Source organism: Streptococcus sp. Marseille-P6264 (assembly GCF_902460355.1).
Classification (GTDB): domain Bacteria; phylum Bacillota; class Bacilli; order Lactobacillales; family Streptococcaceae; genus Streptococcus.
Genome location: NZ_CABPTO010000003.1, coordinates 108,806 through 126,963, shown reverse-complemented (window position 1 = coordinate 126,963; position 18,158 = coordinate 108,806). Strand labels below are relative to the sequence as shown.

Sequence of the window (18,158 nt, the reverse complement as noted above, 5' to 3'; positions counted from 1 at the left end):
TATCTTAAAGAAAGAGACCTCCTTTGTCAAGACAAAAGAGAGTGGGACAGAAATCGGTAATTCGTTAGAATTCGATTTCGTCGTCCCACCTCCGAACAGTTGAGTAGGGCTGTAAAAGCTGATGAAATCAGCATAGTAGAGCCCACTCAACCACTGCGTCTTGCTCGACAATCCAAAGACAATTGAGAGGCTAGGACTTTTGTCCCAGCCTCTTCTCATCTCTATTTATTTCTGCTTTCCCTTGAAGCGCCACTGAAAGCGCAGCTTGTCATAAAAGGGAAATTCGATATTGAGAATGGCAAAGCCCATCAAGGCTCCTCCAATCACATCCGTCGGGTAGTGCACGCCCAGATAGACTCTGGAGGCCATAATGGTCAAGATAAAGAGCAAGAGCAAGCCCTGTACAAGGCGCTTGATTTGTTGATTTTGCATCCGTTGCTGGACGATAATAATCAAAGTCCCCACCACAATGGCTGTCGCCATGGAATGTCCGCTCGGGAAAGAATAGCCACCCTCTTCGACCAAATGTAAGATACTAGGTCGGCTTCTTTGGTAAAGGAGTTTAATCAGCTTAATCAAAATCCCATGTAAGACCAGATTTCCAGCTAGCAAGGCGGCTTCGATCTTCCATTTTTTATAAAGGAAAAAAAGGACTAGGGCAGAAACCCAGATAATAATCCCCAGCGGGTCAATTAAACTAGTGACCAGTTTGAAAAATGTCGTCAAAGCTGTGGGCAAGTCCCCTCGCAGCCAAGTTTGAATTGGGCTATCAAAGGCAACTAGCTGCTCTGGATAAAACTTGACCATGTAGCCTAGTATGACGAAAAGTAAAAGGGCAAAAGAGCCCTTTGTTAGATAAGATTGTTTATTTTTCATAGCGTTTTAGAACGGGCGTCAAAAGCGTGTAAATCAGCCAGAAAGCCACCGCCCAGATCACTCCTTCTAATAGGTTAAAGGGAACAATCATGGTCAGTAGATACTTACTTACACCAATGATCTGACCGATATCAAAGTTTGCAAAACGAGTATAAAGCGGAATGGCATAAAAAGCATTCAGCGCCAGCATACTTGCAGTCAAGGAAAGAATTCCTAGGAAAGATGCAAGCAAATAGCTCATCAAATCTCTCTTCTTTTCCCAGAAAAGAGCAAAGAAGAGGACAAAGACCAGAATCGCCACAATATTAATCGGCAAACCGATTAAGGTTTCCACTCCATGACCATTTAAGGCCAATTTTAAAACAGAGCGGATGAGCAGAACTGCTACAGAACTCTTAAAATCCAAGAGAACCAAGGCTAGTAAAATCGGAATAATCGAAAAATCCAATTTTAGAAACTCGGCTACCAAAGGGATTTGATAGAACATAAGCAGGAAAGATAGTGCAGATAGAGCCGCTACTATCGCCATTTTGCGCGTATTTGTCATAACAGGTTCCTCCAATTTATAAAAATTAGAGAAGCTGGAAGGCTGTCAACACAAGGCCTGAAAAATCCTTTCACAATTTATAAGAGTATATAAAATGCCCCTTAAAATAAGATTAAAACGACCAACCGGCCAGGCAATAACGCCTTTCGTCTTCTCCCATCCAGACTATACTGTCGGTTGTGGAATCGCACCACATCAGCTTTCGCTCGCGGACTTATTTGGCTAAGATATTTTAGATTTATCTAGGCGTCGCAGTCGAAGATAATACTTAAAGTATATCGCGACAAGACAACGACGAGAAAGCTAAAATAGCTAGTCAAAATTACCGCCGGTCGGGAATCTCACCCTGCCCTGAAGACACTCTTATCATAACAAAAAAAGCACGCCAGAGCAAGCTTTTTGATTGATGTAATCAATATTATTTTAACTTAAGTATTTTTCATTTATTTCAACTTATCCGCTTCGTACTCATGTACCAAGTCCAGTCCTGCAAAGTTCTGTTGGCGTAAGGCTTCGTAAACAATCATGCAGACTGTATTAGAGACATTCAGGCTACGGACATGCTGGTCATTCATGGGAATGCGCAAGGCCTTTTCTGGATGCTGACGCATAAAGTCTTCTGGCAAGCCTTTATCCTCACGGCCAAACATAAAATAATGCGAGCCTTCGGCTGTAAAATTCTCCTCGGAGTAGACCTTCTCGGCAAACTTGGATATCAGATAGAGTCGTCCGTCCATCTGCTTCATAAAGTCATCCAGACTCTCATAGAAGCTAATATCCAGCTTATCCCAATAGTCCAGTCCAGCCCGCTTCATTTTACGGTCATCAATGGGAAAGCCCATGGGCTTGATGATATGGAGGGGGGAGTTGGTCGCTGCGCAAGTACGAGCAATATTGCCTGTATTCTGTGGAATTTGTGGTTCAAAAAGGACGATATGATTTTGCTGAGACATGATTTTTTCCTGATTTTCATTAGAATAAAAAAATAGCCACACTGCCCGGAGTCAAGCTCAGCAAACAGCGTGGTTAAGGCATCATTAACTTACATCACAACAGGTTTGATGTAAATCAATGAGGGTACTTTCCTAGTATATCATTTTCTTCCGACAAGTCAATAAAAATGACCTCAAAAAGTGAGATTTTTGTAGGATTTCTTTTGAAACAGCTTACTATTCTGTAAAAAACGACTTTATTGAGATTTATAGATGAAATTTTATATAAAAAAAGGTATGATAGATACATATTCGGGAGGAATAATATGAAAATTATCGTCGTGGGAAGCGGGAAGGTCGGAGCCGCCCTTTGTCGCTCGCTCGTCGCTGAAAAGCATGATGTCGTTTTAATTGAACAAAATGAAGCTGTTCTAAATCATATTACAAAACGTTACGATATTATGGGCATCGTTGGAAATGGTGCGAATTTTAAAATCTTGGAGCAGGCAGATGTTGCCCACTGCGATATCTTTATTGCCATGACTGAGCAGGATGAGGTTAACATGGTTTCAGCCGTTCTCGCAAAGAAAATGGGGGCCAAAGAAACCATTGTCCGTGTGAGAAATCCTGAATACTCAAATGCTTATTTTAAAGAAAAAAATATTCTAGGCTTCTCTCTGATGGTCAACCCTGAACTCCTCGCTGCTCGTTATATTGCGAATATTATTGATTTTCCTAACGCTCTGTCATTGGAGCATTTCGCCAATGGTCGAGTGACCTTGATGGAGTTTAAAATCAAGCCAGAAAGTCATCTCTGCCAAATGAATCTCTCGCAATTCAGGAAGCATTTCCCTCACGTTATCATCTGTGCTATTGAGAGAGAAGGAAAACTCAGCATTCCAGATGGTGATTTCACCTTGCAGCCATCTGATAAAATCTTCCTGACTGGAAATCGTTCAGAAATTGTCCGCTTCCACAATAAAATCCGACCAAGAGTCATCAAGAGCCTCATGATTATTGGGGCAGGTAAGATTGCCTATTATCTCTTAAACATTCTCAAAAATAGCAAGATTGAGCTCAAGGTCGTCGAGATCAATCGCCAGCGTGCAGAGTTCTTCAGCCAAGAATTCCCTGAGCTCTACGTGGTCAATGGAGACGGTACAGCCAAAGATATTCTACTAGAAGAAAGAGCTGCGCATTACGATGCAATAGCTACTTTGACAGGCGTCGATGAAGAAAATATCATCACCTCAATGTTCCTCAACAATCTTGGAGTTCAAAAAAACATCACCAAAGTGAATCGGACTAGTCTGCTTGAGATTATTGATAACCAAGACTTCGCAAGTATTGTTACGCCAAAAGGAATCGCTGTTGATACCATTATGCACTTTATCCGCGGACGGAATAATGCGCAATTCTCCAGCCTAGAAGCCTTGCACCATGTAGCAAATGGCCAAATTGAAACACTCCAATTTCAGATCAACGAAGGGAATAAAATGGTCGAACAGCCTCTTTCTCAGCTTAAGTTGAGGAGCGGGGTGCTGATTGCTGCTATCATTCGTCAAGGCGTAGCCATCTTCCCAAGTGGAGATGACTATTTGGAAGTCGGAGATAAGATCATCGTGACAACCTTGATTCAAAACATCGATAAGATTTACGATTTGTTAGAGAGGTAGCCCCATGAATAGATCTATGATTCGCTTCCTCCTCTCTAAACTCCTGCTAATCGAAGCAGCCCTCTTGTTGGTTCCAACAATCGTTGCCCTTATCTACCGTGAAGATCTTGAGGTCTTCCTTTCTATCGGCGCAACAATGTCCATTTTAGTGATTTTAGGTGGATTAGGTTCAGCCTTTAAGCCCAAGGATGCCCACATTTACACCAAGGAAGGGGTCCTGATTGTTGCCCTTTGCTGGATTCTCTGGTCCTTCTTTGGCGCTCTGCCTTTTGTCTTTTCTGGCCAAATTCCTAATCTAATTGATGCTTTCTTTGAAGTCAGCTCTGGCTTTACCACTACTGGTGCTACGATTTTAAATGATGTATCTGTCCTTTCCCACTCCCTCCTCTTTTGGCGTAGTTTTACCCACTTGATCGGAGGAATGGGGGTGCTGGTCTTTGCCTTAGCTATCATGGACAATGCTAAAAATGGCCACTTAGAGGTCATGAAAGCAGAAGTTCCTGGACCAGTCTTTGGTAAGGTTGTGTCGAAATTAAGAAACACCGCCCAGATTCTTTATATTATCTATCTGGCGCTCTTTGCCCTTTTTGCCTTTCTTTATTTCCTCGCCGGCATGCCACTCTTTGATAGTATCGTCATCGCAATGGGAACGGCTGGTACGGGAGGCTTCACTGTCTTTAACGACGGAATTGCCCACTACAATAGTTCTCTAATCACCTACCTTGTCAGCTTCGGCGTTCTGACCTTTGGGGTAAACTTCAATCTCTACTATTATCTCTTGATTCGAAGATTTAAGGCCTGTTTTCATGACGAGGAGTTAAAAAGCTATCTCTGGATTGTCCTCACTACCACTATTTTGATTAGCTTCAATGTCCTGCATGTTTACGGGGAATTTGCTAAAAGCTTAGAAATTTCATTTTTCCAAGTCTCCAATATCATTACTACGACAGGATTTGGCTATGGCGACACCGTACAATGGCCCCTCTTCTCACAAGTCATTCTGCTGCTGCTCATGTGTCTAGGAGGTTCTGCTGGCTCCACCGCTGGCGGTTTCAAAGTGATCCGTGCCATTATAATCGGTCGCATCGCTAAAAACCAAATCCTTTCCACACTTTCGCCAAACCGCGTTCTAACCATGCATATCAACGGTGCTGTTTTGGATAAAGATACCCAACACAAGGTTCTCAAATATTTGGCTGTTTATATTTTGATTATCGCAGCTTTGATTTTTATCATCAGTCTGGATAATAACAATCTAATGACTGTTACCAGTGCTGTCATCAGCTGTTTCAATAATATCGGACCAATGATTGGGACAACTGAGACCTTCTTTATATATAGTCCATTTTCTAAATTCCTCCTCTCTCTTGCCATGATTGCAGGACGTTTAGAAATCTATCCAATCCTGCTTCTATTCCTACCAAGAACTTGGTCTAACAGATAGCAGGAAAATAGCTATCGTTACTCGACTAATGCCCGTAACAACGGGCTTTTATCTTGTTCTAAAATCGCCATCTAAGAATGCTTTAGCACTTAACCTTTCAAGGACAATTCCATTTTTCTCTTGCTCGCGAACATATTTAGCAACTGCCTTTCCGTCTAGGCCAATGATACTTACATATTTATCAAATATCCCGTGAAATCAAAACTCGAAAGTTTTGGAGGGATCAAGACAAGTATGCGAACATGATCTGGCACATCTGTCTCTCAGTAATTTCCACGCCTTTGTATTGACATAGATGACAAAAAATCTCAATGGGATCTCGTCTTATTTTGTAGTAAATGGTTTTTCTGCGATACTTGGGGAGTAAAGATGATAGGATATTTGCACATCCATTCGGTATGTAATAAACTGCAACTGGTTTTAGCCATTTCTTTTTCCTCCTTTGTCTTACCTGAACAAATAGATTATACCAGGAAAAAGAAATGAAAGCTCAAAGTCTTGGCAGCCACCAGCTAAGCTGGTGGTTTTCTTGTTTTTCTCTACGAGAAAAACTGACTTGAAGACATAATGAAATAAGACGGAAGACCCTTCTTCCGTCTTATTTCTGGTCTCGAAACTCTGGAATCAATCGATTCCCAAACCCATCCTTATTTATTAATAATTCCAAACTCTTCCTTCTTCTGCTGCTGGGTTTCCTTGTGATGATCATAGCGATTAACCAAGAACTTGGCGATTTCTTTGAGGATAGAATAAGTCGGGATTTCCACAATCATCCCCAGCACGCCATGGATATTGCTGGATAAGAACAAGAGCACCATGATGGTAATAGGATGGACCTCATCTAACACCAGATAAAGAAGATAATCATTGGCAAAAGGACCTACACCAGCTGACTTTTATAAAACATCTGCCTCCTCCTATCGGTTATTTTATCCTAAATTTTGTTATAATAAAGAAGATTTAACGAAAGAGAGAGTAAAAATGGAAAAAATTATCGAACTGGAAAATGTAAACTTGGCCAAACAAGGCCGAACTATCTTAAAAGATCTCAACTGGCAGGTGAAAAAGGGGGAACATTGGGCCATCCTCGGTCTCAACGGTTCTGGAAAGTCTACTCTCCTGCGCTTGCTCATGGCTGAACATTGGAAGACTAAGGGCAAGGTGACGGTTCTGGGTACGGAATTTGGTGCCGGCGACATTCCTCAGCTGCGAACTAAGATTGGAGTAGTTGGCTCCTTCATTGCTGAGCGTCTGCCCAGCCATCTCACTGCCGAAGAAATCGTCCTGACAGGCAAGTATAAAAGCAGTATTCTCTACGCTCCTTACGGGCAAACTGAGCTGGACCAAGCTAGGGAAATGCTAGCTTCCATTGGCGGGCAAGAATTGATTGGCCGAAGCTACACCAGTCTGTCTCAAGGGGAAAAGCAGCTCTTGCTGATTGCGCGCAGTCTCATGGAAAAACCAGAACTGCTTATCTTAGACGAAGCGACCAGTGGTCTGGATCTCTTTGCCCGCGAGCGCCTGCTGAATCAAATAGGTAAGATTACGCAGATGGACCAGGCTCCAACCATCCTCTATGTCACCCACCATGTAGAGGAAATCACTGCTGCTATGGACCATGTCCTGCTCCTAAAAGAAGGTGAAATTATAGCCCAAGGTCCTAAAGAAGACATACTTCAAAAAGAGGTCATGGATCGCTTCTATCCTCAGCCAGTCGAGCTGATCGAGCTGGGAGAAGACCGTTATTTCATCAAGGTGGAGAACAGGTCCTTATGAAGTAATTTTCTAACACCATCTTCAAACTGGGCTAGTTTCTGATTCTGACCATGGCTGCGATTGTCTTGCTTTTCCTGTCTGGGCAGAGTCTGCCGTCCCATACTTACATCCCTTTGAGGATTGCTGAGGGCCCAATTCATCAGTAATCCTTGGTATTTCTACCCTATCCCCCTGCTCTTTTTCCTCAACCTCTCTTTAATCCGACCCCTGTTGGAAAAAGTTCATACCAAACATCTTTTTTCGGATTTTGTTCCTCACCTGACTAATGCCATAACAACGGGATTTTACCTTGTTCTAAAACTACCATCTGAGAACGCTTTAACATTTAACTTATCAGGGGCAAGGTCATTTTTTCCCAATCACGTATATTAGAAACTATCTTTTCATTTGGGCCAACGGTACTCACATAGTCCTCTCTCGCCCAAAACTTTCGATTGTCATAATACAACCCCTCTTGTTCTTCAATCTGAACAGGAGGGAGATTTTGAATTGAACTGAATAAGACTTAGCTTCGTGTTATTATCATTCTCATCACTTCATTTTAATCGTAATCAGCATATCTCCACCAAGCTATTGTTGCGATAAGACCTAGAATACTTACCCCAAATAAACTGACAATGCTCCCAAAATTTAATAGCGCTTTTCCTGCAATACCACTTGCGAGTGCAGGAATCGCCCATGGAATGTATTTCCCAAAGTTAAGAGCAGAACCAAGCTGAGAAAAAATAATAGTAAAAATGATAAATGTCAATGGAGACAAATAGCCTCGGCCTAAACAAGCAAAAAAAGCAACTGGAGTAGAGAGTACGATCGTAAGAGTAGTACAAAGAACAAAAGTAAGTATACCTTTGAAAATCACCGTTAAGCTCCCACCCTCAAGTCCAATCAGATTGCCAGCTAATAATCCCAATAAAAGTGCAAAAATTGATAGAATATAGCTCCATAGAGCGATAACGATAAACTTGGATAATACGATTGTATCTCTTTTTATCGGGAGTGCTAATAGATCAATCATCGTTTTATCAGAATATTCTCTACCAAAAACCCAAGATGCTGTAAATCCCAAAATGAGCAATCCCCCAACAGAAATGACTTGTGATATGGTCATTAAGTATGACGACCAGTCTGTTATCCTCATCATCTCCATTTTTGCAGAAATCAAACCAAGATTTTTGAAATTCTCTGGATATTTCATCATAGTTGCAAACAACCCAACAATAAAAGGAACTAAACAGATAGAACAAGCAGTTACGATGGAAAGTTTTGATTTTATTAACTTTCTCCATTCAATTAAAATACAGGAACTAAGCTTTTTCATTCGAAACACCTCTATTATAGTCATTCAATATTCTTAAGAAATAATGTTCTAAATCTTCTTTCTCAACAGCCAACGATTTTAGGGGATAACCTGCATTAACCAGCAATGTAGCAATTTCTTCCGGATATTCCACAGATTTTGTATCAATTAGTTCTAAGAAATTGATATTATTTTCTGTGTCTGATTGGATGTTCACCTGATAGCCATGGTTAGATAATACTTCTTTCATGGCCTTATTATTAGAGCCACTTACTAGTAACTTCTTTTCTAAGTACTGTTCTAATTCATTGCTTTCAACTTCTCTTATAAGTTTTCCCTCATGTATAATGACTATCCTAGTAGCAATTTTAGATATTTCTTCCAGATTATGACTTGAAATAAGAACAGTTGTACCTAGATTATTTGCCAATTCCTTTAACAGCTCTCTTACTTCAATAACTCCAAAAGGGTCTAATCCATTTGTTGGCTCATCAAGAATTAGGATTTTAGGTTTATGAATAATCGCTTTTGCAATTCCTAAACGCGCAACATTTCCTAAAGAAAGATGCTTCTCCTGTTTATATTCATATTGCTTTAGTTTTAATTTTTCAATTACCCAGTCAATATTATCTTTATTAACCCCTCTGAATTTACTAACTATTTCTAAATTTTCTCTCACAGTTAAGTCTGGATAAGAATAAGGTGTCTCAATAATATAACCTATTTCATTTCGAAGTTCTAAATTACTCAGATCTAACTTTTTTCCTTGGATATAACATTCTCCTGATGTAGATTTTATCAATCCTAGCATCATTCTCATCGTCGTTGTTTTCCCTGCACCATTCAGTCCTAAAAAACCTACTATTTCACCACTTTTTATTGATATATTCAAGTTGTTGACAACATTTTTTGTTCTATATCTTTTAGAAAGCTTTACGGTTCTAATTACTTCTTTCACCATTACCTATCCTCCTTAGTAATTTGCTCAACAATTCCTTGTATGACTAACTTCAATGTAGTATCAAATTGTTCTTCACCGATTTCCTCGATGTGTAATATAGTCATAGCAATCGTTCTAAATAAAGCAGAGACGATTTCTACCGATACATTTTCTCTAATGTTGATTCGAGATACAATTTTTTTAACCATCCTATCATCTATCAGATGGTGATTTGTTATCGCCTCTTTTGGTAATTTTCTTACGAGTAATTCCATTTCATGATTTTTAAATATGGTATACATAAATGAATAGCGAAAATCTTGATAAAAATCATAAAGTAACTGTACCAGACGATTTGTATCTATCTTGACTTCCATACCTAATTGTTCTGTCAGGCGATTCATAACATCTATTTGATATTCTTCTAAGACCGTAAAAAATAACATTTCTTTTGAAGAATAAAAATTATAAAAAGAACCTTTGGAAATATCTACCATTGCTGCCATTTGGTCAACGGTGGTTTTCTTAACCCCATATCTTTGAAGGCATTCTTTTGCAACTTTATGTAATTTCTTTCTAATTACTTCTTTCTCTTCAGCAGTAAAAGCAGTAGCCATAACTTCCTCCTAAAAACGCTGTGACGTTTTTTGATTTTACCGTCATAGCTTATCATGTAAACTGAAAAATGTCAAAAGTCTTATATCTTCTTTGTAAGAAAATATAAAGCTTTAAATTAACAAACACCTTAATTCTCTTCTTTTAGATCTACTTATTTGATTTGCACGATTTAAAAAATAAGGATACAGTACTGCAAGCTCCTATTATCTGGCTTTTCTCTCTGTATCCTTATTGTCTATCAAGTTTCTTCTCTCAATTTCTCAATCATGACCAAGAAAGGCGGGTTGTTAATCTGATTGATGGTCTTGTAGAGGGCGACGATGAAATCCTGCTGAGGCAGGTATCTAAGATTATCTGAGCATTGTTAAAGCCAGCTTCTGCCAAACAATAGCGGTTTATTACTTCATTTAAAACAAATAAAAAGGTTGAGACATTGTCCCAACCTTTTTATTTCGCATAATCAACTGCTCGCATTTCGCGAATGACTGTGACCTTGATATTTCCTGGATATTCCAAGTTGTTTTCAATCTTTTCACGCACATCATGCGCCAAGATTGTAATCTTATCATCCTTGATTTTCTCTGGACTGACCATGATCCGGATTTCACGACCTGCTTGAAGGGCAAAGCTTGTCTTAACTCCTTCAAAGCTGTTCGCAATTTCTTCCAAATCATGCAATCGCTTGATATAGCTTTCCAGCGACTCACTACGAGCTCCCGGACGAGCTGCGCTCAAGGCATCCGCTGCTGCAACAATGACTGCAATGACGCTCTCAGGTTCCACATCTCCGTGGTGGCTAGCAATGGTATTGATAACAACCGGATGCTCCTTATACTTGCGAGCCAACTCAGTTCCAATTTCCACGTGGCTGCCTTCTACTTCTCGATCGATGGCCTTGCCAATATCATGGAGGAAACCAGCACGACGAGCCAAGTTAACATTTTCACCCAACTCTCCAGCGATAACTCCAGCCAATTTGGCAACCTCAATCGAGTGGCGAAGAACATTCTGCCCGTAGGAAGTACGGAACTGCAGGCGACCCATGATTTTCATCAAATCAGGATGCAAGTTTGGCGCTCCGATTTCATAGGCTGCGGCTTCACCATACTCTCGAATACGGTTATCAATCTCTAAGCGATTCTTTTCGACCAATTCCTCGATACGAGCTGGATGAATCCGACCATCCTTGAGAAGAGCTTCCATAGTCATCCGAGCAATCTCACGGCGAACTGGATCGAAACCTGAAAGAGTCACCACTTCAGGTGTATCGTCAATGATAACATCAATCCCTGTCAAGCTTTCAAAGGTTCGAATATTACGACCTTCTCGTCCGATAATCCGTCCCTTCATGCTGTCATCAGGCAGATGAACCGTTGAATTGGTCTGCTCAGCCACATAGTCACCAGCAATCCGCTGCATAGCTTGAACCAAGATATCCTTGGCCACCTTGTCCGAGCGCTCTTTGATATCCTGCTCCGCTTCCCGAATACGAGTCGCGATTTCCTTGGACAGCTTGTCCTCGGTCTTGGTCAAGATAATCTCACGCGCTTCCGTCTGAGTCAGGGATGCTACCCGCTCAAGCTCAGCTTCTTTTTGCTGCTCTAGCTCAGCTACTTGTGCTTCACGCGCATCAATGTGTTTAGCTTTATCAGTAAGACTTTGTTCTTTGTGCTTCAAAGTCTTTTCCTTGTTGGTTAAATTGTCATCTTTGCGGTCAAGACTAGTTGCGCGCTCTGTTAAGCGGCTTTCAATTTGTTTTAACTCTTGACGCTCAGACTTAAATTCTGCATCAACCTCTTCACGATATTTTCTGGCTTCTTCTTTTGCCTCCAAAAGTGCTTCTTTTTTAAGCGAACTGGTTTCGCGCATCGCTTCTTTGACAATCAAATCCGCTTCGCGTTCTGCCTGACCGCGTAAATTGGTTGCTTCTTGTTCAGCATTTAAAAGAGTAAGTTCCGCGGCTTCTTTAGATGCTTTCATCTTAACCGCAATCCCTACATACCCAATCACTAAACCAAAGATGGCAGCAAAAACAAAAGCAGCTATCGTATATAAGCCCATGTTTTTACTCCAAATCTATTTAATTATTGAATTCAAAATTCCTTATTATTCTATCATAAATAGCAGAAATTCACAAATCAATTTTTTGAAAAAGAAGACCGTTTTTTGCCTATTATTGGGCGAAAAGGCGCTAAATCAAAGAATTTAATATATAAAATTTTTTTATTTCCTAACTCTTATTTTTTTATGCTATAATCAAAAGGAAGTGTTTGAAATGTCGCTTTTAATTTTGAACTCGATTTTGGGTTCCAATTTTAAAATTTTAAGGGAGAAATCATGTCTAAAGAAGTTATCGTTGAAAGTTTTGAGCTTGACCATACAATCGTAAAAGCACCCTATGTTCGTCTCATTGGCGAGGAAACTGGTCCAAAAGGAGATATTATCTCTAACTTTGATATTCGCTTGGTGCAGCCAAATGAAGACTCTATTCCGACGGCTGGCCTGCATACCATCGAGCATTTACTAGCTATGCTCATTCGCAAGCGGATTGACGGTATGATTGACTGCTCACCTTTCGGTTGCCGAACAGGCTTCCATATGATTATGTGGGGACAGCACTCAACAACCGAGATTGCCCAAGTCATCAAATCTTGCTTAGAAGAAATCGCTGAGACAACTACTTGGGAGGATGTCCCTGGCACCACCATCGAATCTTGCGGTAATTACAAGGATCACAGTCTTTTTTCTGCCAAAGAATGGGCGAAACTCATTCTCAGCCAAGGAATCTCTGACAATGCTTTCGAGCGCCATGTCCTCTAAGCAGAGGGATTTTAATCTTCTAGGATTTTATTATTTGCGCTAAAAGCGGAAAAAATCAACCCGCCCTTCTGAAAACAGAGGGCGGATTTGTTCTTTTTATTCCTGCATAGCATAGCCAATGCCACGGACAGTTTTGATATAGCTAGTCTGACCAGCAATATCGATCTTACTACGTAGATAGCGAATATAGACATCGACTACGTTGGTTTCAGTGGCGCCTTCATACTTCCAGACACGTTCCAGAAGCTGCTCACGGCTCATGACCTTTTGGTTGCTCATCAGCGTCACTAGTAGATCATATTCCCGTCGTGTCAAGGCAATCACTTCCTCTCCACGATAGACGATATGATTTTTCAAATCAACTCGTAGATTGCGGTAAGCAGTCGGTGTTTTCAGTTTGCTACAATGCTGGTCGATAAAGTCCCGACCTCGAAAAATATCGGAGACTTTCTCAACCAAATCACTGATAATAAAAGGCTTGATGGTATAGGAGACAGCAAAGCGCTGAATCTCATCTGCATGTTCTTTGATTTCTTCACGGCTGGCTAAGACGATAATGACCAAAGCTGGTTTGAGCAGGCTCAGTTGCTTGGCAAAGTCACTAGCAGTCATATCCTGCAAATCATAATTAAGCAAGAGCAGATCGTAGTCATTTTCTCTGGCTAATGCCAAACCTTGACTTCCTGTCTCAACTACATCCAGAAGATAAGCTTCCTTTTGCAGTTCCAAAGTCACAAATCGTGCAAGATTCTTTTCATTTTCTACTAATAAAATTTGCTTTGCCATAGGCCTATCCTATTTTTCGTCATACCAAGAGTAGTGGAAGGTTCCTTCTTTGTCTTTACGTTGGTAAGTGTGAGCACCAAAGTAGTCACGTTGTGCTTGGATCAAGTTAGCTGGAAGATCCGCTGAACGATAGCTGTCAAAGTAAGTAATGGCAGCTGAGAAGGTTGGTACTGGTACACCTGCTTGAACAGCAAGAGCTACGATATCACGCACTGCTTGTTGGTATTTAGCAGTAACATCCAAGAAGTACTCATCCAAGAGAAGGTTAGCAAGGTCTGCATCACGGTTGTAGGCATCTGTGATCTTTTGCAAGAAACGTGAGCGGATGATACAGCCATCACGCCAGATAGATGCGATGTCCGCAAATGGCAAGTTCCAATTGTTTTCTTTAGAAGCCACACGCAATTGGGCAAAACCTTGTGCGTATGAAATGATTTTTGAGAAGTAAAGGGCTTGACGGATCTTTTCGATCAACTCAGCCTTGTCTCCTTCAAACTTAAAGGCAGCTGGTTTTGGAAGCACCTTGCTAGCATGTACACGCTCTTCTTTGTAAGTAGAGATGTAACGTGCAAATACGGACTCAGTGATGAGTGACAATGGCACACCAAGGTCAAGAGCTGATTGGCTAGTCCATTTACCAGTTCCCTTATTTCCTGCAGCATCAAGGATGTAGTCTACGATTGGGCCATTTTGACCTTCATCGTCTTTACGGCTCAAGATATCAGCTGTGATTTCGATTAAGTAGCTATCCAATTCACCCTTGTTCCACTCAGTAAAGATTTCAGCCATGTCTTCTGCAGAAAGACCAAGCAAGTGTTGCATGAGGTCATAGCTTTCTGCGATTAATTGCATGTCACCGTACTCGATACCGTTGTGGACCATCTTCACATAGTGACCAGCTCCATCAGGACCGATGTAAGTCACACATGGTTTTCCATCTTCAGGTGCTTTAGCCGAGATTTCTTCAAGAACGTCAGCTACCAATTCATAGGCTTCTTTTTGGCCACCAGGCATGATAGAAGGTCCTTCAAGGGCACCTTTTTCACCACCAGAAACACCAGTTCCGATAAAGTTGATGCCTGAGTTTGCCAATTCTTCATTACGACGGATCGTATCTTTGTAGAAAGTATTTCCTCCGTCGATCAAGATATCACCCTTGTCAAGGTGTGGAAGAAGGGCTTGGATGGTTGCATCTGTACCAGGTCCAGCTTGAACCATAAGCATGATACGGCGAGGTTTTTCGATCGATTGAACGAAAGACTCTACATCGTAGCTAGGTACAAATTTCTTTTCTGGATGGCAAGCAATCACGTCTTCTGTTTTTTCTTTGCTACGGTTGTAAATGGCAACTGTATAACCACGAGATTCGATATTTAGGGCAAGGTTACGACCCATTACGGCCATACCGACAACACCAAAGTTTGCTTTTGTCATTTTCTACTCCTATAGACTTAGTTGTTTAATCTGTTATATTTTAACATTTTTACAAGGTAATGAAAAGTATTTAGCTGATTGAAATGCTTTTCTGGGGGAGGACAAACAAACAGCCAGAAGTTCCAACTCCCAGCTGTTTGTATATCTTAGACACATTTAGGTTTATTTCTCATCAACTTCGATGACCGCTTGTTCATCTTGTTTGAGCTTGTTAACAGTCATATTGACGCCAAGTGCTCCAGCTAACAGTTGACGAATGTCAAAGCCTGCACCTTGGGAAACTTGGTCAATGCTCTGCATGATGTCGCCGACCATTTTAGAAGCGTTGCCTTCACCATACATGGTAATCTTGTCTACCTTGGTCAATGGCTCTGCTACCGCGCGAGCGATTTCTGGCAATTTATCGACAATCATTTCCGTAATCGCAGCTTCCTGCATCTTCTTCATGGCTTCGGCTTTCTTGTCCAAACCTTCTGCTTCCGCTTCTAGTTTAAGACGAATAGCTTCCGCCTCCGCACGTCCCTTAGCTTCAATAGCTTCAGCTTCTTGCAGTTGCGCAAATTTTTCAGCCTCAGCTTGAGCCTTGCGGGCTTCCGCTTCTTTCTGCGTTTCAAAGAGTTCTGCTTCGGCCTGACGTTGACGCTCAATCAATTGGGCTTCTGCGGCCTGTTGACGGGCATATTTTTCAGCTTCGGCTTGCTTGCGGATATTGGCATCCAATTCTTGCTCACGAACCTTAACTTCCCGTTCTTTGACTTCAGCTTCTTTTTCCTGCTTCATGATGTTGGCTTCTGCGGCCACACGTTCTTGTTCACGACGCTGGATTTCAGCCTCAATCCCTTTAGCCGCGTCCGCTTTAGCTTGCGCAATATCCGCTTCCTGCTTGAGGGCAGCTTGTTTCAGTTTCAGTTCATTTTGCTTTTGAGCAATTTCCAAGTCAGCAGCTACTCGCTTGTCGTTAGCTAACTTGTCTTGCTCCGCTTCTACTTCCTTGCGCTCACGTTCAGCTTTAGCCTTTGCAATTAGGGCATCTTTTTTGATCGTTTCGACATTTTCAATACCGAGATTGTCAATGACGCCGCCTTCATCAGAGAAGGATTGAACGGTAAAGGCAATGACTTCCAGACCCATCTTAGCCAAATCTGGCGCTACGTTATCTTGCACTTTAGAAGCAAATTCCTGACGGTCATTGACCATCTTGCGCAATTCCATCTGACCGATTACTTCACGAAGGTTCCCCTCTAGGACATCTTGGACAGAGTTAGAAATATCAGTGGTATTCCAATTAAGGAAGTTCTCTGCCGCACGGTCAATCATTTCATCCGTAGTACCAATCTTCAACTTAACAGCCGCATCAGCACGAACGTTGATAAAGTCAAGTGTCGGTACAGACTCAGAAGTACGGACATCGGTAGAAAACTGCTCAATATCCAGATAAGAGCGCTGCTCTACAAAAGGAATCATGAAGCCAGCCTTACCTCGCAAATGGCGTTGCTTACGCAGACCAGTAATAACGACTACTTCATTTGGCTTAGCATTGACATACCCCTTAGCCAAAAGAATAATAAGCACGATGGCTGCAACGATTGCAAAAATCAACCAGCCTGGGATAAATAACATATCCATAGAAACTTCCTTTCTTTTTCCAGAGCAATAGACGAATGCATTGCCCAAATATATTTTTAGTTAGTATATCAAAAAATTAACAGTTTGCAAAACTTTTACTGCTAATCCTATTCAACTTCCCAAATGCCCCTTAAAACAAAAAGACAGCTCCCCATTTATCGAGGAAGCTATCCGTCTTTTATTAGTCATTTCTTCCAAAGATACGAAGGATGCTGAGGAAGAGGTTGATAAAGTCGAGATAAAGGCTCAAAGCCAGAGAAAGGGCCCATCCAAGTCCAGCTTGTCCACCTGTCTGCTCATAGACATAGCGAATTTTTTGATTGTCCCAAGCAATTAAACCAGCGAAAATGACGACGCTGACATAGCTGACAATATAGTCTATCATGTCGCTACCCAGGAAAATATTGACAAAACTCGCAATCACAATCCCAATCAGACCTGCAATCATAGCACGACCCATACCAGACAAATCTTTTTTAATGATAACGCCCATGGCTGCCATGACGAGGAAAACGGCCGCACTAACTGCAAATGCTTTAAAGACCACGCCTCCTGTGTACATGGCTACAATGAAACTCATGGTAAATCCGTTTAGGGCTGAGTAGCTCAAAAAGAGGGGAAGAGCAGCTGGACTATTGCGGAGTCCTCTGCTGGAAGCTGACCAAACCAAGGCCAGCTCAATAAAGATAGCTCCATAGTAAATCCAGCTATAATGGAGCAAAATCTCAACTAGAGCTGTCTGGAAGGTCGTCAGCATTAAGCCTGAAACCAGAGCAGAGATGGCAATTCCCATCCCGACAAATCCGTAGACCTTAGAATAAAAACTAGAAAGTCCACTGTTTTCTTGAATAATTGTATTGTTCATAATGTCTCCTTTTTACATTTTAACTTTTCATCATCTTTCGATGATACTTTTTACGCCTACTCAGCTTTTGTCGCCAAGGCGCCGTCGCTTCTTTGATCGCCCAATACTTGTCCACCATGGTCACAACGAAGGACTCCTTGTAGCGGGGTGGTGCTAAGGTCGCTCCCCACATGTGCTTGATGATAATATCTTCCTCAACTCGATTGAGCTTGGTAATCTTACGGGCATTTCGGACTGCTAGGCGGGGATGTACCCAGGCATGACTCTTTTTAAACTTAGTTTCACGCCAGTCATAATAAAATAAATCATGCAATAGAGCGCCCCGTGCTGTACTACGGGCATTCCAGCCAAATTTTTTAGCAATCTTATAACTAGTATAACTGACATTGATTGAATGTTCAAGCCGATTGGAATGAATATGATGCGTAATTCCTTTTAAGCGTTGAACGCTGGGCTTCTCAATCAAATGCCCCACATAGGCCATAAATTCATCATCTTCTCTGTAAGGCATGTCATCACCT

General features: G+C 41.4%; 16 protein-coding genes, 4 pseudogenes and 1 riboswitch. Of the genes and pseudogenes, 5 read left to right on the top strand and 15 right to left on the bottom strand.

The features are described 5' to 3' along the window. Positions 1-225: 225 nt before the first annotated feature. The 3 genes from FZ941_RS05565 to FZ941_RS05555 form a co-directional block, all read right to left on the bottom strand. Positions 226-876: a phosphatase PAP2 family protein gene (locus FZ941_RS05565; RefSeq protein ID WP_148887151.1), complete on the bottom strand. Its 651-nt coding sequence runs from the start codon at positions 874-876 to the stop codon at positions 226-228. After that, positions 866-1,423: an ECF transporter S component gene (locus FZ941_RS05560; protein ID WP_148887150.1), complete on the bottom strand. Its 558-nt coding sequence runs from the start codon at positions 1,421-1,423 to the stop codon at positions 866-868. Before FZ941_RS05560 ends, FZ941_RS05565 begins: the two co-directional genes overlap by 11 nt. A gap of 144 nt (positions 1,424-1,567) precedes the next feature. Further along, positions 1,568-1,786, bottom strand: a riboswitch (FMN riboswitch). Between the two features lie 80 nt (positions 1,787-1,866). Next, positions 1,867-2,376 carry a tRNA (cytidine(34)-2'-O)-methyltransferase gene (locus FZ941_RS05555; RefSeq protein WP_187418388.1) on the bottom strand — a complete coding sequence of 170 codons (510 nt, stop codon included), beginning with the start codon at positions 2,374-2,376 and terminating at the stop codon, positions 1,867-1,869. A 305-nt stretch (positions 2,377-2,681) separates the two neighbouring features. Between FZ941_RS05555 and trkA the strand changes: the two genes are divergently transcribed. Further along, positions 2,682-4,031, top strand: a complete 1,350-nt coding sequence (gene trkA / locus FZ941_RS05550; protein ID WP_148887148.1) for a Trk system potassium transporter TrkA — start codon at positions 2,682-2,684, stop codon at positions 4,029-4,031. A gap of 4 nt (positions 4,032-4,035) precedes the next feature. Then, the gene (locus FZ941_RS05545) at positions 4,036-5,475 is read left to right on the top strand and encodes a TrkH family potassium uptake protein (protein WP_148887147.1); all 1,440 of its coding nucleotides are present in this window, start codon (positions 4,036-4,038) and stop codon (positions 5,473-5,475) included. Between the two features lie 48 nt (positions 5,476-5,523). Here the strand turns inward: FZ941_RS05545 and tnpA are convergent. Both tnpA and FZ941_RS05535 read right to left on the bottom strand, forming a co-directional pair. Further along, positions 5,524-5,903: pseudogene (tnpA, locus tag FZ941_RS05540) on the bottom strand (IS200/IS605 family transposase). A gap of 219 nt (positions 5,904-6,122) precedes the next feature. Beyond that, positions 6,123-6,314 (bottom strand): annotated as a pseudogene (locus tag FZ941_RS05535) (AI-2E family transporter); the annotation flags it as partial. A gap of 142 nt (positions 6,315-6,456) precedes the next feature. On the opposite strand from FZ941_RS05535, the gene FZ941_RS05530 reads away from it, so the two are divergent. Together FZ941_RS05530 and FZ941_RS05525 are read left to right on the top strand one after the other, a co-directional pair. Continuing rightward, positions 6,457-7,251, top strand: coding sequence for an ABC transporter ATP-binding protein (locus FZ941_RS05530; RefSeq protein WP_148887146.1), 795 nt, complete (start codon positions 6,457-6,459; stop codon positions 7,249-7,251). 50 nt (positions 7,252-7,301) lie between these two features. Next, a pseudogene (locus tag FZ941_RS05525) lies at positions 7,302-7,491 on the top strand (beta-carotene 15,15'-monooxygenase); the annotation flags it as partial. Between the two features lie 301 nt (positions 7,492-7,792). Here FZ941_RS05525 and FZ941_RS05520 read toward each other — a convergent pair. The 5 genes and pseudogenes from FZ941_RS05520 to FZ941_RS05500 all read right to left on the bottom strand — a co-directional run bounded on the left by FZ941_RS05520 (position 7,793) and on the right by FZ941_RS05500 (position 12,167). Further along, a complete protein-coding gene (locus FZ941_RS05520) occupies positions 7,793-8,569 on the bottom strand; it encodes an ABC transporter permease (protein ID WP_148887145.1) in 777 nt (258 codons plus the stop codon). Further along, positions 8,556-9,509, bottom strand: coding sequence for an ABC transporter ATP-binding protein (locus FZ941_RS05515; protein ID WP_148887144.1), 954 nt, complete (start codon positions 9,507-9,509; stop codon positions 8,556-8,558). The genes FZ941_RS05520 and FZ941_RS05515 overlap by 14 nt, the downstream gene beginning before the upstream one ends. Further along, positions 9,509-10,105, bottom strand: coding sequence for a TetR/AcrR family transcriptional regulator (locus FZ941_RS05510; RefSeq protein WP_148887143.1), 597 nt, complete (start codon positions 10,103-10,105; stop codon positions 9,509-9,511). The genes FZ941_RS05515 and FZ941_RS05510 overlap by 1 nt, the downstream gene beginning before the upstream one ends. A gap of 239 nt (positions 10,106-10,344) precedes the next feature. After that, a pseudogene (locus tag FZ941_RS05505) lies at positions 10,345-10,461 on the bottom strand (SAM-dependent methyltransferase); the annotation flags it as partial. A gap of 92 nt (positions 10,462-10,553) precedes the next feature. After that, positions 10,554-12,167, bottom strand: a complete 1,614-nt coding sequence (locus FZ941_RS05500; RefSeq protein WP_148887142.1) for a ribonuclease Y — start codon at positions 12,165-12,167, stop codon at positions 10,554-10,556. Between the two features lie 276 nt (positions 12,168-12,443). On the opposite strand from FZ941_RS05500, the gene FZ941_RS05490 reads away from it, so the two are divergent. Beyond that, entirely contained in the window at positions 12,444-12,926 is a 483-nt protein-coding gene (locus FZ941_RS05490; RefSeq protein WP_148887140.1) for an S-ribosylhomocysteine lyase, read from the top strand. Between the two features lie 96 nt (positions 12,927-13,022). On the opposite strand, the gene FZ941_RS05485 is transcribed toward FZ941_RS05490, so the two are convergent. The 5 genes from FZ941_RS05485 to FZ941_RS05465 all read right to left on the bottom strand — a co-directional run bounded on the left by FZ941_RS05485 (position 13,023) and on the right by FZ941_RS05465 (position 18,148). Further along, the gene (locus FZ941_RS05485; protein ID WP_148887139.1) at positions 13,023-13,712 is read right to left on the bottom strand and encodes a response regulator transcription factor; all 690 of its coding nucleotides are present in this window, start codon (positions 13,710-13,712) and stop codon (positions 13,023-13,025) included. Positions 13,713-13,721: 9 nt separating this feature from the next. After that, positions 13,722-15,146, bottom strand: a complete 1,425-nt coding sequence (gene gndA, locus FZ941_RS05480) for an NADP-dependent phosphogluconate dehydrogenase (RefSeq protein ID WP_148887138.1) — start codon at positions 15,144-15,146, stop codon at positions 13,722-13,724. A gap of 162 nt (positions 15,147-15,308) precedes the next feature. Then, positions 15,309-16,772, bottom strand: a complete 1,464-nt coding sequence (locus FZ941_RS05475; RefSeq protein ID WP_005592424.1) for a flotillin family protein — start codon at positions 16,770-16,772, stop codon at positions 15,309-15,311. Positions 16,773-16,953: 181 nt separating this feature from the next. Beyond that, positions 16,954-17,637 carry a Bax inhibitor-1/YccA family protein gene (locus FZ941_RS05470; protein WP_148887137.1) on the bottom strand — a complete coding sequence of 228 codons (684 nt, stop codon included), beginning with the start codon at positions 17,635-17,637 and terminating at the stop codon, positions 16,954-16,956. A gap of 19 nt (positions 17,638-17,656) precedes the next feature. Further along, positions 17,657-18,148 carry an HD domain-containing protein gene (locus FZ941_RS05465; protein WP_148887136.1) on the bottom strand — a complete coding sequence of 164 codons (492 nt, stop codon included), beginning with the start codon at positions 18,146-18,148 and terminating at the stop codon, positions 17,657-17,659. Between the last annotated feature and the right edge of the window lie 10 nt (positions 18,149-18,158).

Excerpts from the sequence above, each read along its gene's own strand:
- FZ941_RS05510 (WP_148887143.1), bottom strand. The coding sequence starts at position 10,105 with ATGGCTACTGCTTTTACTGCTGAAGAGAAAGAAGTAATTAGAAAGAAA.
- FZ941_RS05490 (WP_148887140.1), top strand. The coding sequence starts at position 12,444 with ATGTCTAAAGAAGTTATCGTTGAAAGTTTTGAGCTTGACCATACAATC.
- FZ941_RS05465 (WP_148887136.1), bottom strand. The coding sequence starts at position 18,148 with ATGCCTTACAGAGAAGATGATGAATTTATGGCCTATGTGGGGCATTTG.
- gndA (WP_148887138.1), bottom strand. The coding sequence starts at position 15,146 with ATGACAAAAGCAAACTTTGGTGTTGTCGGTATGGCCGTAATGGGTCGT.
- FZ941_RS05500 (WP_148887142.1), bottom strand. The coding sequence starts at position 12,167 with ATGGGCTTATATACGATAGCTGCTTTTGTTTTTGCTGCCATCTTTGGT.
- FZ941_RS05555 (WP_187418388.1), bottom strand. The coding sequence starts at position 2,376 with ATGTCTCAGCAAAATCATATCGTCCTTTTTGAACCACAAATTCCACAG.
- FZ941_RS05565 (WP_148887151.1), bottom strand. The coding sequence starts at position 876 with ATGAAAAATAAACAATCTTATCTAACAAAGGGCTCTTTTGCCCTTTTA.
- FZ941_RS05530 (WP_148887146.1), top strand. The coding sequence starts at position 6,457 with ATGGAAAAAATTATCGAACTGGAAAATGTAAACTTGGCCAAACAAGGC.
- FZ941_RS05485 (WP_148887139.1), bottom strand. The coding sequence starts at position 13,712 with ATGGCAAAGCAAATTTTATTAGTAGAAAATGAAAAGAATCTTGCACGA.
- FZ941_RS05470 (WP_148887137.1), bottom strand. The coding sequence starts at position 17,637 with ATGAACAATACAATTATTCAAGAAAACAGTGGACTTTCTAGTTTTTAT.
- FZ941_RS05560 (WP_148887150.1), bottom strand. The coding sequence starts at position 1,423 with ATGACAAATACGCGCAAAATGGCGATAGTAGCGGCTCTATCTGCACTA.
- FZ941_RS05475 (WP_005592424.1), bottom strand. The coding sequence starts at position 16,772 with ATGGATATGTTATTTATCCCAGGCTGGTTGATTTTTGCAATCGTTGCA.
- FZ941_RS05520 (WP_148887145.1), bottom strand. The coding sequence starts at position 8,569 with ATGAAAAAGCTTAGTTCCTGTATTTTAATTGAATGGAGAAAGTTAATA.
- FZ941_RS05545 (WP_148887147.1), top strand. The coding sequence starts at position 4,036 with ATGAATAGATCTATGATTCGCTTCCTCCTCTCTAAACTCCTGCTAATC.
- FZ941_RS05515 (WP_148887144.1), bottom strand. The coding sequence starts at position 9,509 with ATGGTGAAAGAAGTAATTAGAACCGTAAAGCTTTCTAAAAGATATAGA.
- trkA (WP_148887148.1), top strand. The coding sequence starts at position 2,682 with ATGAAAATTATCGTCGTGGGAAGCGGGAAGGTCGGAGCCGCCCTTTGT.